The 13,719-nt window shown below is 54.5% G+C and carries 11 protein-coding genes and 1 pseudogene; 7 read left to right on the top strand and 5 right to left on the bottom strand.

The genetic code is table 11. From position 1 onward, the window contains the following. Positions 1-47 precede the first annotated feature (47 nt). Complete coding sequence (locus tag BOP96_RS24680) at positions 48-815, bottom strand: DODA-type extradiol aromatic ring-opening family dioxygenase (protein WP_073454274.1); 768 nt, start codon at positions 813-815, stop codon at positions 48-50. A 102-nt stretch (positions 816-917) separates the two neighbouring features. On the opposite strand from BOP96_RS24680, the gene BOP96_RS24675 reads away from it, so the two are divergent. Continuing rightward, positions 918-1,574: a thiopurine S-methyltransferase gene (locus tag BOP96_RS24675; protein WP_014717679.1), complete on the top strand. Its 657-nt coding sequence runs from the start codon at positions 918-920 to the stop codon at positions 1,572-1,574. Positions 1,575-1,664: 90 nt separating this feature from the next. On the opposite strand, the gene htpX is transcribed toward BOP96_RS24675, so the two are convergent. After that, positions 1,665-2,552 (bottom strand): protease HtpX, encoded by an 888-nt coding sequence (gene htpX / locus BOP96_RS24670; protein WP_003189904.1) that lies wholly within the window; start codon positions 2,550-2,552, stop codon positions 1,665-1,667. 304 nt (positions 2,553-2,856) lie between these two features. Then, a complete protein-coding gene (locus tag BOP96_RS24665) occupies positions 2,857-4,068 on the bottom strand; it encodes a pyridoxal phosphate-dependent aminotransferase (RefSeq protein WP_003209058.1) in 1,212 nt (403 codons plus the stop codon). A gap of 202 nt (positions 4,069-4,270) precedes the next feature. On the opposite strand from BOP96_RS24665, the gene msrB reads away from it, so the two are divergent. Together msrB and BOP96_RS24655 are read left to right on the top strand one after the other, a co-directional pair. After that, the gene (msrB, locus tag BOP96_RS24660; protein WP_014717680.1) at positions 4,271-4,663 is read left to right on the top strand and encodes a peptide-methionine (R)-S-oxide reductase MsrB; all 393 of its coding nucleotides are present in this window, start codon (positions 4,271-4,273) and stop codon (positions 4,661-4,663) included. Between the two features lie 149 nt (positions 4,664-4,812). Beyond that, positions 4,813-5,298 (top strand): glutathione peroxidase, encoded by a 486-nt coding sequence (locus BOP96_RS24655; RefSeq protein WP_014717681.1) that lies wholly within the window; start codon positions 4,813-4,815, stop codon positions 5,296-5,298. A gap of 21 nt (positions 5,299-5,319) precedes the next feature. Here BOP96_RS24655 and BOP96_RS31095 read toward each other — a convergent pair whose 3' ends face one another. Then, the gene (locus BOP96_RS31095) at positions 5,320-7,629 is read right to left on the bottom strand and encodes a hybrid sensor histidine kinase/response regulator (RefSeq protein ID WP_014717682.1); all 2,310 of its coding nucleotides are present in this window, start codon (positions 7,627-7,629) and stop codon (positions 5,320-5,322) included. Between the two features lie 164 nt (positions 7,630-7,793). Between BOP96_RS31095 and BOP96_RS24645 the strand changes: the two genes are divergently transcribed. Together BOP96_RS24645 and BOP96_RS24640 are read left to right on the top strand one after the other, a co-directional pair. Next, on the top strand, positions 7,794-8,684 hold the full coding sequence (locus BOP96_RS24645; protein ID WP_019820351.1) for an ATP-binding protein: 891 nt from the start codon (positions 7,794-7,796) through the stop codon (positions 8,682-8,684). After that, complete coding sequence (locus tag BOP96_RS24640) at positions 8,681-9,163, top strand: GAF domain-containing protein (protein ID WP_014717684.1); 483 nt, start codon at positions 8,681-8,683, stop codon at positions 9,161-9,163. Before BOP96_RS24645 ends, BOP96_RS24640 begins: the two co-directional genes overlap by 4 nt. A 70-nt stretch (positions 9,164-9,233) precedes the next feature. Here the strand turns inward: BOP96_RS24640 and BOP96_RS24635 are convergent. Then, a pseudogene (locus BOP96_RS24635) lies at positions 9,234-10,682 on the bottom strand (ATP-binding protein); the annotation flags it as partial. 47 nt (positions 10,683-10,729) lie between these two features. On the opposite strand from BOP96_RS24635, the gene BOP96_RS24630 reads away from it, so the two are divergent. Next, on the top strand, positions 10,730-12,328 hold the full coding sequence (locus tag BOP96_RS24630; protein WP_073454287.1) for a recombinase family protein: 1,599 nt from the start codon (positions 10,730-10,732) through the stop codon (positions 12,326-12,328). Positions 12,329-12,690: 362 nt separating this feature from the next. Beyond that, positions 12,691-13,719 (top strand): plasmid recombination protein (locus BOP96_RS30190; protein ID WP_175563014.1); only part of this gene is annotated, 1,029 nt, incomplete at its 3' end.

Here is a 13,719-nt window from a genome sequence, read left to right as displayed (position 1 = left end):
GATACACCGTTATCGCAGGCAAGCCAGCTCCCACAGATGTGGCGGTGTCAGCCAAAACGATAGATATCCATGCCAAGGGCGCCCAGAGTGAAGCCCTGATGCGCCACACTGAAATCACCCCCGGCACCCCGCGCAAAGTACAGCGGCAGCAAATGCTCATCGCTGGGATGGTTGCGCACGGCATGTGGCGCCTGGCGCCGATAGTCATGCAAGGCGGCGTCGTCATTGGTCGCCAGTTTGTCGACCACCCAGTCGCGAAACTCCCGCGCCCACGGGGTGATCGTTTCCGGCCCGGCGCGCCAATCCAGTTCGCCCAGGTTATGAGTGATGCTGCCGGAGCCGATCAACAGCACGCCCTGTTCGCGCAGGCTGGCGAGCGCATGCCCGACCCGGGTTTGCAGGGCGGGGCCCAGGCGGCTGGGCAAGGAAACTTGCACCACTGGAAGGTCTGCTGCCGGATACATCAGCGACAGCGGGACCCAGGTGCCGTGGTCGAACGGACGTTGCTCGTCAATACGTGCAGCCAGACCGTCGGCGTGCAGCAGCTCGACGATCTCACTGGCCAGCTGTGGGTCACCCGGCGCGGGGTATTGCACCGCAAACAACTCGCGCGCAAAGCCGCCAAAGTCGTGCCAGGTTTCCGGTGCAGTACCGCCGCTGACCAGCAGTTCCGGGCTTTCCCAATGCGCCGACACCACCACAATGGCTTTGGGGCGGGGTAGCTCGGCAGCCAGGCGCTGTAGCGCGGGGCCACTGGCGCCGGGTTGCAAGGCCAGCATGGGCGAGCCGTGGGAGATAAACAGGCTGGGGAGCATGAGCGGGTCCTGAGGGTTAAGATAACGCCATCTTCAATCAGATCATTGATCTAAATCTAATATAAGTTTTAGCGCCTTTTGATCGAATTTTCGGAGTGATTCATGCAGCCTGAATTTTGGCAGGACCGCTGGGCGAGCAATCAGATCGGTTTCCATCAGCGCGAGGTCAATCCCTACTTGCAACGGCACTGGCCCGTGTTGGGGTTGCCCGAGGGGGCAAAGGTGCTGGTGCCGTTGTGTGGCAAAAGCCTGGACTTGGTATGGCTCGAGAGCCAGGGGTACCCGGTAATGGGCGTGGAGCTGTCGGAGCAGGCGGTTGAGGCGTTCTTCAGCGAGCAGGGGCTGGTGCCGCACGTCAGTCATAAGGGCGTCTTCAAGGTCTACCAGGCGGGCCAGATCGAACTGTGGTGTGGCGATTTCTTCAGCCTGGATGCGCAGGCGCTGGTCGGTTGCCGCGGCGTATATGATCGCGCCGCGTTGATTGCATTGCCTCCGCTGATGCGTGCGCAATACGCCGAGCACCTGAATGCCTTGCTGCCGTCAGGCTGCCAGGGGTTGCTGGTTACCCTCGATTACGACCAGGCGCAGAAAGCCGGCCCACCCTTTGCTGTCTCGGACGAGGAAGTGCAGGTGCTGCTAGCACCGCATTGGGCGTTGGAGCGGCTGGAGGAGCGAGACATCCTGGGGGAGAGCTGGAAGTTCGTGCAGGACGGAGTGACTCGCCTTGAAGAGCGTGCTTATCGGCTGACCAGGCTCTAAAAGGCCTTTTCCTTTTGTAGGCGCGAGCGGGGAAATCAGCAGGCACAAAAAAGGGGCGATTAGATCGCCCCTTGTCGAGTCATCCGGCTATCAGCCGCGGCGACGCAATGCGTCAATCCGCTCTTCCAGCGGCGGGTGGCTCATGAACAGGCGAGCCAGGCCCTGCTTGATGCCGCCGTTGATGCCGAAGGCGGTCAGGCTGTCGGGCATATGCACCGGCAGGCCCTGTTCAGAGCGCAAGCGTTGCAGCGCGCCGATCATTGCGCTGGTGCCCGCCAGGCGTGCGCCGGCTTCGTCGGCGCGGAACTCGCGTTTGCGCGAGAACCACATCACGATGGCGCTGGCCAGGAAGCCCAGGACCAACTCGGCGAAAATGGTCGCCACGAAGTAGGCAATGCCGCGGCCTTCTTCGTTCTTGAAGATGACCTTGTCGACGAAGTTGCCGATGATCCGCGCGAAGAACATCACGAAGGTGTTCACCACGCCCTGTACCAGCGCCAGGGTGACCATGTCGCCGTTGGCCACGTGACCGATCTCGTGGGCCAGCACCGCCTTGACTTCATCGGGCGAAAACCGCTCCAGCAGGCCCTGGCTCACGGCCACCAGCGCGTCGTTCTTGTTCCAGCCGGTCGCAAAGGCGTTGGCCTCATAAGCCGGAAAGATCCCCACTTCGGGCATTTTGATGCCGGCTTCTTGAGACAACTGTTCCACGGTTTGCATCAGCCATTGTTCATGGCGAGTGCGGGGTTGAGTGATGATCTGGGTGCTGGTGCTCATCTTCGCCATCCACTTGGAGATGAACAGCGAAAACAGCGAACCGGCAAAACCAAAGACCGCACAGAAAATCAGCAGCTGATTGAGGTTCAGATCAACCCCATTGGCCGCCATGAACCCGTTGAAGCCAAAAAGGCTCAGGGTGACGCTGGCAATCAGTACGACCGCCAGGTTAGTGGCCAAGAACAGCAGGATGCGCATCATGGTTGTAGAATTCTCCTCATGCTTAATATGTCGCTCACTGCGGGGTATATAAGGTGCGGCATGGGGTGATTCAACCGGGGGACTATTTCAAACTGTGTCCTACGCCTCGGGCGTAGGGCCTTGAAGGGATTTTCCGACCTGTATCGTCAGCCCTTATCAACCCGATACTACCTCGCCGCCCCGTGATTATAAGGGGTACGTCCTCGGCAGGGGCCAAATGAAGTACAACCGCAAGTAAGTGACGCAGAAGTGTTGCCAGATAATCGCTGTACGACCCCAAGTGAGTCGTACAGCGTCAATGGCCTTACTGGCGATAGGACTTCAGGAAGTTGCCGATGCGACCAATGGCCATTTCCAGGTCATCCACGCGTGGCAAGGTCACTACGCGGAAGTGATCCGGCCATGGCCAGTTGAAGGCGGTACCTTGCACGACCAGCAGTTTTTCCGACAGCAGCAGGTCGAGCACGAACTTCTCATCGTTGAGGATCGGGCAGACTTTCGGGTCGATCCGCGGGAACGCATAGAGCGCACCCATGGGCTTCACACAGCTCACGCCGGGGATAGCGTTAAGCAACTCCCAGGTGCGGTTACGCTGCTCCAGCAGGCGGCCTTGAGGCAAGACCAGGTCATTGATGCTCTGGTAGCCGCCGAGGGCGGTCTGGATCGCGTGCTGGCTCGGTACGTTGGCGCACAGGCGCATGTTGGCCAGCATGTCGATGCCTTCTATATAGCTTTGCGCATTGTGCTTGGGCCCGGAGATGGCGATCCAGCCGGAGCGGAAACCCGCCACGCGGTAGGACTTGGACAGGCCATTGAAGGTCAGGCACAGCAGGTCCGGGGCCAGGGAGGCGGTGCAGATATGCACGGCGTCATCATAGAGGATCTTGTCGTAGATCTCGTCGGAGAACACCACCAGGTTGTGCTGACGCGCCAGTTCCAGCATGCCCAGCAATACTTCCCTGGAGTACACGGCGCCGGTGGGGTTGTTCGGGTTGATGATCACCAGAGCCTTGGTGTTGGGAGTGATCTTGGCCTTGATGTCGGCCAGGTCCGGGAACCAGTCGGCGCCCTCATCACACAGGTAATGCACCGGGTGGCCGCCCGCCAAGGTCACGGCGGCGGTCCACAGCGGGTAATCCGGGGCTGGCACCAGGACTTCATCGCCGTTGTTGAGCAATGCCTGCATGGACATCACGATCAGCTCGGACACGCCGTTGCCCAGGTAGATGTCCTCGATGCCGACACCTTCGACCTGCTTCTGCTGGTAGTACTGCATCACCGCCTTGCGCGCGCTGAACAGGCCTTTGGAGTCGCTGTAGCCCTGGGCGGTCGGCAGGTTGCGGATCACATCCTGGAGGATTTCGTCCGGCGCTTCGAAACCAAACGGCGCCGGGTTGCCAATGTTCAGCTTGAGGATGCGATGGCCTTCCTCTTCCAGGCGTTTGGCGTGCTTGAGCACCGGGCCGCGAATGTCATAGCAGACGTTGGCGAGCTTGTTCGATTTGCTGACCTGCATGGCGATGTGATCCTGAAAATGAACGATCCCGACGGCGTAGGCACTACCGTAGGGTGAAGCCTGCACGGCCCGCACCCATAAATACGTTTGAATGCCGATGGCGCGGGTGCCAGACTGGCGTTTTGAAGAGGCGCAATCATACGTGCCGTCTGATCCATGGAAAAGACACAGATCAGGGTTTTTCAGTTGCCGAGGTGTACCGATGGAAAAGTTGCAGAAAACTGTAGATGAATGGAAGGCGATGCTCGATCCGGAGCAGTACAACGTGTGCCGTCTCAAGGGTACCGAGCGACCGTTCAGCGGCAAGTACAACGCCACCAAGACCGACGGCGTCTACCACTGCATCTGCTGCAACGAGCCGCTGTTCGATTCCAAGGCCAAGTTTGATTCCGGCTGTGGCTGGCCCAGCTTCTATGAGCCGATTGCCGACAGCGCGATGGTCGAGATCCGCGATGTCAGCCACGGCATGATTCGTACCGAAGTCACCTGTGCCAAGTGTGACGCACACCTGGGGCATGTGTTCCCGGATGGTCCGCCGCCGACGGGCCTGCGCTACTGCATCAACTCGGTATGCCTGGAGCTGGTGCCGCGCTAGGCTTGCATGGTCCCTGCAGGAGCGAGCGTGCTCGCGAAAAACGTCAACAATAACGCGGGTTTTTCTGAATGAACGCGGCGCCTGATAGTTTTTCGCGAGCAAGCTCGCTCCTACAAATAAGGCTCTTTTTTCCTGACTGAGGCATTGCCATGAGCGACTCCCTGCTGAGCATCCCTTGCACCACCATAAAGGGTGAACAAAAGACCTTGGCCGATTTTGCCGGCAAGGCCATTTTGGTGGTCAACACCGCCAGCAAATGCGGCTTCACCCCGCAGTACAAGGGCCTTGAGCAGCTTTGGCAGCAATACAAGGACCAGGGCCTGGTGGTGCTCGGCTTTCCCTGCAACCAGTTCGGCAAGCAGGAACCGGGCAACGAAGGCGCGATATCCGAGTTCTGCGAGCTGAATTTCGGCGTCAGTTTTCCGCTGTTCAAGAAAATCGACGTCAATGGCAGCGATGCCCACCCGCTGTTCGTGCAGTTGAAAAAACAGGCCCCGGGACTACTGGGTTCCAAGAACATCAAGTGGAACTTCACCAAGTTCCTCATCGGCCGTGATGGCCAGCAGGTCAAGCGCTTTGCGCCAACCACCAAGCCCCAGGACTTGACCCAGGAGATCGAAGCCCTGCTCAAATGACCTAAGCATTGCGGGTACCCCTCAGAGGCTGATGGTCTTCGGTACCCACAGCTCCAGCAAGGCGTTGAGTTCTTCCCGGCGAAACGGCTTGGCCAGGTAATCGTTCATTCCCGCGGCCCGGCAACGCTCGCGTTCTTCGGCCATCGCGTTGGCGGTCAAGGCCACGATGGGCAAGTCCGGCCACCGCCCGCTGCGACGAATCTGTCGGCTGGCCTCATAGCCATCCATCACGGGCATGTTGCAGTCCATCAACACCATATCGAAGCGCTGATCCTCCAGCAGCTTGAGGGCTTCGCCACCGTGGGCCGCGACGATCACCTCGCACCCGAGCTTGCTGAGCATGCCCTTGGCCACCAGTTGGTTGACCGCGTTGTCCTCCACCAGCAGGATGCGCGCGCGGTGCGCAAGCGGTGCGGCTTCTATCTGCACCGGATCGAGGACCAGTTGCGCGTCGCTGCGCAGGTTGCGTTGCAGGATCTGGTACAGCGCGTTGCGGCTCAACGGGCGGGCTTGTTGCTGCAGCGGCGCCAGGGCCGCGACTTCAGCGCTGGGCAAAAAGTTGCCGTAGGCGGTGACCAGCAGAATCGGCGCGCTGATGCCCGGGCGCAAGCGGAACAGGCATTCAGGGCAGTCGGTGATCAACAGGTCGGGCGCCAGCCCGCTCAGATCATCGTCCTGGGAATAGCAGCGCGGCGTCAGCCCCCAAGAGGGCAGCAGGGTGGTGAGCAGCTCCGTCAGCCCGCCGCCGGCGTTGGTGATGGCGATCACCTCGCCGGTGAGCGGTGCATAGCGTGTGGCAGGCAGATGCGCGGGCAGCGGGAGGTCGGCGCAGAACTGGCTGCCAAAGCCCACCTCCGAGCTGATACTCAAACGACCTTGCATGGCTTCGCACAGGTTATGGGTCAACGCCAGGCCCAATCCCGTTCCACCAAACTGGCGGGTGATGCCAGCGCCGGCCTGGGTGAATGGTTGGAAAATTTTCACTTGGGCTTCCTGAGCGATGCCAATGCCGGTATCGCACACTTCGATGCTGACCCTGCCTGCCGAGGCGCGCAGGCGCACGTCGACGCGGCCAAAGCGGGTGAACTTCAAGGCATTGGAGAGCAAGTTGCTGACGATTTGCCGCACACGGGTTGGGTCGCCGATCACCTGGGCGGGAAATCGCGGGTCGATCAGGCAGGTCAACTCAACACTCGGCGCCGCGTTTTGCGACAGCAGGTTGGCGGTGTCCTCCACCAGGGAGCCCAGGTCGAACGGAATATGCTCCAGCTCCAGTTGCCCAGCGTCGAATTTGGACAGATCGAGGATATCGTTGAGCAACTCCACCAGCACTTTACCTGAGTCATGGGCAATGGACAGTTGCTGGCGCTGTTCGGCAGTCAGCGGGCTGTCCAGTGACAGGGCAATCATGCCCAGCAGCCCATTGAGTGGCGTGCGGATTTCATGGCTCATATTGGCCAGGAATGCCGCCCGCGCCTGGGCCATGCCCAACGCCGTCATTTTCGCTGCTTCCAGCTCATCGTTGGACTGGCTCAAGCGTTGGTTGCTGGCCTTGAGTTCAAGGGTGCGCGCCGAAACGATATTTTCCAGCTGCCCCAGGTACTCCGTGAGGCGGTCTTCGGCGTGGCGCCGTTGCTGGATCTCGGTTTCCATGTTTTCAAATTGCTGGTTAGCGACATTGACCAGCACGCCGATTTCATCGTGTTCATGCCCCGCGGGGCAATCCAGTCGCGCCTGTTTGCGTGTGCTCAGTTCGCGAATAATGCGCACCAGCGGTTGGGTGAGCATCACATAGAACAGGCCCAGCAAAATCCCGGTGAGCAGCAGGCTGCGGGCGAAGCCGTTGAGCAGGGTGATCTCGGCGCGATGCAGGAAACGGCTGCCAAAGGCATAGGTATCGACGTCCAGGCGTAGCACACCCAGGGAGTCGTTGGGCATATGGCTGAGAAACAGCCGGTCTTCAAACTGGCGATTGGCCCCAAACAGAAAATCGCTGACGGGCCGATAGTTGCTTTCTTTGCGCGGGCGGTTGACGTCGGCCAGCACCACGCCATTGTTGTCGATCAACTGCGCGCGGATGATGGCAGGGGAGTGCAGCAGGCCCAGGGTCAGTTCCTGGGCGAGTTCGGCATCGATGTTGTAGGCGATGCGTGACGCCGGGTTATGGCTGATTTCAATCAGTGAGCGTATTTCACGGTTGATGGATGCGTCTTCGCTGGCATAATCAATGCCGATTTGGATCAGGCTGAGCAAGGTTCCCAACACGAAACCGACCAGCACAGTCAATCTGGCTTGTTTATAAGACAAGCGGTGGGCGAACTTGATATCCATCGAGTGTTGAACCACTTAGCGTTTCCCTTCGCCCGGCAAGCATAGCTGAACATCCACAAGCTTTGGCTTGCCCGGCATGAATCGTTTGTTTGATGCAGCCCATGCAGTGTGCCGCAGGGTTGCCAATACGCCATCTTTTGCAAGAACTTGCCAGAGGAATAGCTGTGGATTCTCGATTGAATGCCTTTCTTGAGCGTGCCGATGCGGTGCTGGCTCGCCTGGAACCGTTGTTACCCGCACCGCGCCAAGCGATCGACTGGAACCAATGCCTCGCCGCCCGTTGGCAGCGCGAAGGCCGCAATGGCTTCCTGTTGCCGCTGGAGGTCAGCCTGGACATGCGCTTGTCGGACCTGATAGGTGTCGACAAGCAACGTGAACAACTGGCGCGCAACACCCAACAGTTCCTCGACGGTTTGCCCGCCAACCATGCGCTGTTGTGGGGTTCGCGTGGCACCGGCAAGTCTTCCATGGTCCGTGCCTTGCTCGCCCAGCACGCCAACGCGGGCCTGCGCTTGATCGAGATCGAGCGTGACCACCTGGCGGACCTGCCGCGGGTGGTCGAGCAACTGATCAAGCTACCACAACGCTTTATTTTGTTTTGCGATGACCTGTCGTTCGAGGCCGGCGAAGGTGACTATCGGGTGCTCAAGAGCGTGCTGGATGGCTCCCTGGAGCAGGCGCCGGAAAACGTGCTGCTGTATGCCACGTCCAACCGTCGCCATCTGGTGCCGGAAAACCAGAGCGACAATGACAACTGGAAACGCGTGGATGGCGAGTTGCACCCGAGCGAGGCGGTTGAAGATAAGATTGCCTTGTCGGATCGTTTTGGTTTGTGGTTGTCTTTCTACCCGTTTAGCCAGGAGCATTTCCTGGATGTGGTGGAGCACTGGATCGGTGAGCTGGCCAGCAAGGCCGGCTTGCAGTGGCAGCGCGATGAACAGCTTGATGTCCTCGCGGTACGCTGGGCCACTGGGCGCGGCAACCGCAATGGTCGGTGTGCCTATCAATTCGCCCGTTACTGGGTAGGTCTCAAATTGCTGGAACGTCAACCATGATCGATCTACAACAGGCCGGCAGCGGCCTTGATGGCTATGCCATGCTGTGCGCGCAACTGGAGTCGCTGTTGGCTGATGAACGCGATTTTATTGCCAACAGTGCGCAGTTTTCCGCGTTCCTGTTCAACCAGCTGGATGACTTGAACTGGGCGGGTTTTTACCTTAATCGCAATGAAGAGCTGGTGCTTGGGCCATTTCAGGGGCAAATCGCCTGTGTGCGCATTCCGTTCGGTCGTGGCGTGTGTGGTGCGGCTGCGGCAACGCGGCAAACCCAGCGCGTGGAAGATGTGCACGCATTCCCAGGCCATATTGCCTGCGACAGCGCTTCGAACAGTGAATTGGTGGTGCCCTTGGTCAAGGACGGTCAATTGATTGGCGTCCTTGACCTCGACAGCCCGTCCTTGGCCCGGTTTACCCCCCAGGACCAGGTGGGGATCGAGCGTTTGGCGGCGATTTTCCTGCGATTGACCGACTGCTGAAGCGGCGGGTGTTTATGCCGGTAGCGCAAGGAGCGCGTTTGCTCGTTCCTTGGGCTACCGGCTGTTGCACTTATTGGCCTGGCAGCTCATCCAGCTGAACCTGCAACATCTTTTCCAATTCCAGCATGAGTTGTTCCAGGGCCTTGATGCCGCTTTCGATCACCGCCCACTCCTCATTGCGAGAGCAGGTTTGCTCCAAGGCTTCGCATTGCCCCGCCAATGAGTGGGCTTGCACGATACGGGCCGCGCCTTTGATCTTGTGAGCTTGCTCGATGATTTCTGAGGGGGGCGCGTGTCGATCTAGCAGTTCGATAAGCAGCTGGCGGTCGTGAAGGCTGCTGCTCAGCAGTTCCTCCAGCAAGCGTCGACTCAAGTGGGGATCACCGCCGGTCAGCGCTTCCAGGCATTCGAGGTCCAGCCGTGGGTGCACGGCTTCAGGGACAATGTGTGTCAGTTGGCGCTCCAGCACGGTAAGGCTGATGGGCTTGAACAGGCAGTCATCCATGCCGGCTTGCACGCACCGTTGCCTTTCCTCTGGCTGGGCGTTGGCGGTAAAGCCCAGTACCACGCAGGGCACCAATTGCTCGCGCTGCTCATACTCACGGATTGAGCGACTCAGTTCATAGCCATTCATGATGGGCATATTGCAGTCGGCAATCACTAAGTCGAAATGCTCTTTACGCCAGGCCTGGAACCCCGCCGCACCGTGCTCGGCAGCGGTGAATTTATGGCCCAGGTAGCCCAGCTGCTGGCACATCAGCAGGCGGTTCGCCGGGTGATCGTCGACCACCAGTACATTAAGCATCAGTGCGGTAGCCGGCTTTTGCGGCGTTTGGTCACCTACCGGCTGGACCGCTTGCAAGCGGGGCATGCTCAGGTTGACGTGCACCTGGGTGCCCACCATGGGCACGCTGCTCAGGCTCAGTTGGCCGCCCATCATCGCGCACAGGCTGCGGCAGATCACCAGCCCCAGGCCCGCACCACTACGGGCCAGTTGCCCGGAATTGTCTGCTTGCGCAAAGGGTTCGAACAGGCGCAGTTGGTCCTCCCGACTGATGCCGATGCCGGTGTCTTCCACCACCAGTTTCAGCTCGATCTGCTCCGGTGCCTGGGTAGGCTGCAGTTCAACCTTGATCTTGACCTGCCCCTGTTCGGTGAACTTGATCGCGTTGCTCACAAGGTTCGAGAGCACCTGCTTGAAGCGCAGCGGGTCTATCAGCACCTCGATATCGTTAAGGTCGGGCTTGAACTCCAGCAGCAGGCTGAGGGTTTTTTGCCGTGCAAGACCGTCGAACACGCGCACCACTGATTCAATGACCTCCCGCAGGTTCACGCGCTCCGGCGCCAGGCTGAGGCGGCCCGACTCGATACGCGCGATGTCGAGGATGTCACCGATCAGTTCCAGCAGGTCTCTGGCCGAGTTGTACGCCACTTCGATTGCCGGACGGTCAAGATGCCCTTGATCGGCGCGCTTGAGCGTCAGTTCGAGCATGCCGATCACGGCAATGACAGGAGGCTTTTGTATAAAATGCTAGAATGCACAGTCTACATGGGGTTCAGAGCATTATGCCGGTCAAAAATACACTGCCTAGGGCGTTCTCTGACGTGTTCAGAGACGATGAAACCATCAACGTATACAGCTACATACGTTTTTCATCGAAAGCCCAAAGCTTGGGCTTTGGCGAGATACGACAGCTTGAACAGCTCAACCGCTTTTTCGAGCAATATCCCACTGCTCGGCAGGTCGAAAGGTACGAAGACCTGGGCGTTTCAGCATTCAGAGGCAAAAATCTAAAATCTGGGCAACTCGCTAAATTCGTTGGACGTATCAAATCAAAAGAAATTTTGCCTAATGCTCTGCTTCTTGTTGAGTCATTCGACCGAATTTCAAGGATGGGCGGATACGACGCATTGGAACTTATTATCTCAATCATTCAATCAGATTGTGCAATTTACACACTTTTTGATAATCGACTTTATTCAAAGCGTAAAAAAGACAGTAGTGTTGATATTAGTCTTATTCAAAACATTTTGGAAAGAGCAAATGACGAAAGCAAATCAAAGTCTGAACGTATCTCTGACGCAAAAGCTCGAAATTTAGAAAAAGGCGAAAATGGCGGAATTATTACAAAGCGCTGCCCATTTTGGATTTCGTTTGTTGACGATAAATTCGTTCTGAATGAACACGCAAAAGCGGTTAAACGAATGACAGAGCTTTGCTTTGATTTTGGTTTTCAATCAATTGCGAAAGAACTGAACAAAGAAAATCACCCGAAAAAATACACGGATAGCACAATCGGAAAAGTTCTACACAAGCACGCAATATATGGTTCTTTTCTCGCTATGAAAAACGACGAGAACGGAAATAGAACCATCGTTAATAAAGAAATAAGAAATTATTACCCGGCAATTATCAGCGAGTCAGAATTTCATAGGATTAGCGAAAAACTAAAAGAAAGACAAGACCCTTCGCTTGCAGGAAGAAAAGCGCAAGAGTTTAGAAATATTCTACGGGGATTAGTTTTTTGCAAATGTGGCTCAACGTTCAGATTTCACGCACAAAAAAGTTTATACGTCGATTTAGTTTGTCATTCATCGACGTTGGGGCAATGTAAATATGCATTACCTGGCAAAGGCATAAGGCACAGATATGCACGTATAGAAGAAATCTTTCTTGCCTATCAATCCCTCATTCCATTCCACAAAATTATTGTAAAAAATGAAGACATCAAAGCACTTGAAAAAGAACATCAAGAAATACTAGGACAGATAATCATAAAAGAAAAAGCATTGGCAAATAACTTTTCGATACTTGAAAAGTCTTCTGACAGTGCGCAAAAATATATTACGAATAGAATTAACGAAGTGAGTCAAGAGCTAGACAAGCTCAAAGCAGACGAACACAGACTAAATCTTAAAATCAACTCGCTGCATTTAGCGACAAAATCCGATTTAAAATCTATCGAGATTTTCAGGCTTTTGATAACTGAAAAAGGTCGCATAAGAATAAATAATTTTCTTCACTCGCAAAAGATAAAGCTAATTATTACGCCAGTCCAAAAGAAATATTTTGCGCTTGATATTTACCATGACGACAAGCACATAGATACGATTGACGTTACGCCGGATGGTTACACGGCACATCATAAGCCTCATCTAAAATAGCTCTCTTAAAAACCATTGAGCAGTAAAAAAATCGGGATTAGAAATCCCGTTTTTTTTACGTGCTTACCTATAAAAAATCGAGTTCATAAAAATAAAATTTCGTTAACATAAGAAGTTATGTTTTTATGTGTTACTTTATAAGTAGAGTGTTTAATTCGTGATGATAGAGTACCTGCTATGCAAGTAGTCACAGTTTCAAACTTCGCTACGCTCGTTTGAATCAGTGACTACTTGCGCAGGTCCTGCCGGAAGCAGAAGCAAAAGCAACGTCAAAATCAAACGCATTCACTTATAAAAATTACGCTTCCGCTTGAATTTTTAACGCTCAAAAAAACCAAAAACATAAATCAACAGAGGAGAAAATGAAGAAGATAACAATACTAAAAAGAGATGAAAACTACTCAAATATCGCAGGGCTTTCATCAAGCCTTGAACATTCATTACGCATAAGAACAAAAGATTTTGATAACCTTGTCTATGACGATGAGCTATCAAAAGACAATAAAATTTTCTATAAAAATGAATTCAAAACTGGAAACAACAAGGACGATAATCAAGCAATTTTTGACGAAATTTTGAGCCAGATAAAATCAGAAGTAAATGCAAATACAAAGACAGATTATGAAAAAGTAGAGGCAGAAAAACAGAGAAAATTTAAACATAAGCTGATGAAATTTGTCAGCAAATCAGAAGAAGGTGTTAAAGATTACGTCCTAAATGCGATAGAAGATTTTAAAAAATTTGATAGCGAACAATACAAGTCATTATTAGAATCTAACGGTGCAAAGCGAATAAATGAAAAAGTTAATTGCTTAAAAAGCTATTGCGACTTATCTGAAAAACTACAAGCATCAAAGCTCAAAAAATTAAAATCAGACACGAACGTCGTTAAAGAAGTCATTCTTGTAATCCCCAAAAAAAATGACGTAGATGTTTCTGAAAAGACTAGTGATTTCTTGCTACAAACCGCGGTTGAATACTACAAAGAAAATCATCCAAACAATGAAATCCTAGCGGGATTTAGTCATTCTGATGAATCGACAAATCACTGTCATTTGTTCATAAATATGAAAAACTCAAAGACAAATGAATACGATTTTGTAAAACAAGAACAAGCGTTAGCAGAAAAAAACAAAGCTTTATCAATACGTGAACAGCCAACACCCGAAGATTTTGAACATCCAAATCGAGATCCAAAACGCAAAAATAAGCTTTTGCTTGACGCAAAAAATCGTTGGAGGGGTGAAACATTACAGCGAGTTTTTTACAAAAAATTTAACGACCTATCACAGCAGAGCAATATGCAGCTTGAAGCAGGGCGGCGGCAAAAACTGAGTGCAACACCTGACCTTTCCGGTACGGTGCTGCCCCTATGTCTTATACCGAACTCA

The sequence above is a fragment of the Pseudomonas sp. FSL W5-0203 genome, assembly GCF_001896155.1.
GTDB lineage: Bacteria > Pseudomonadota > Gammaproteobacteria > Pseudomonadales > Pseudomonadaceae > Aquipseudomonas > Aquipseudomonas paracarnis.
This window is presented reverse-complemented; position numbering and strand designations above follow the sequence as displayed.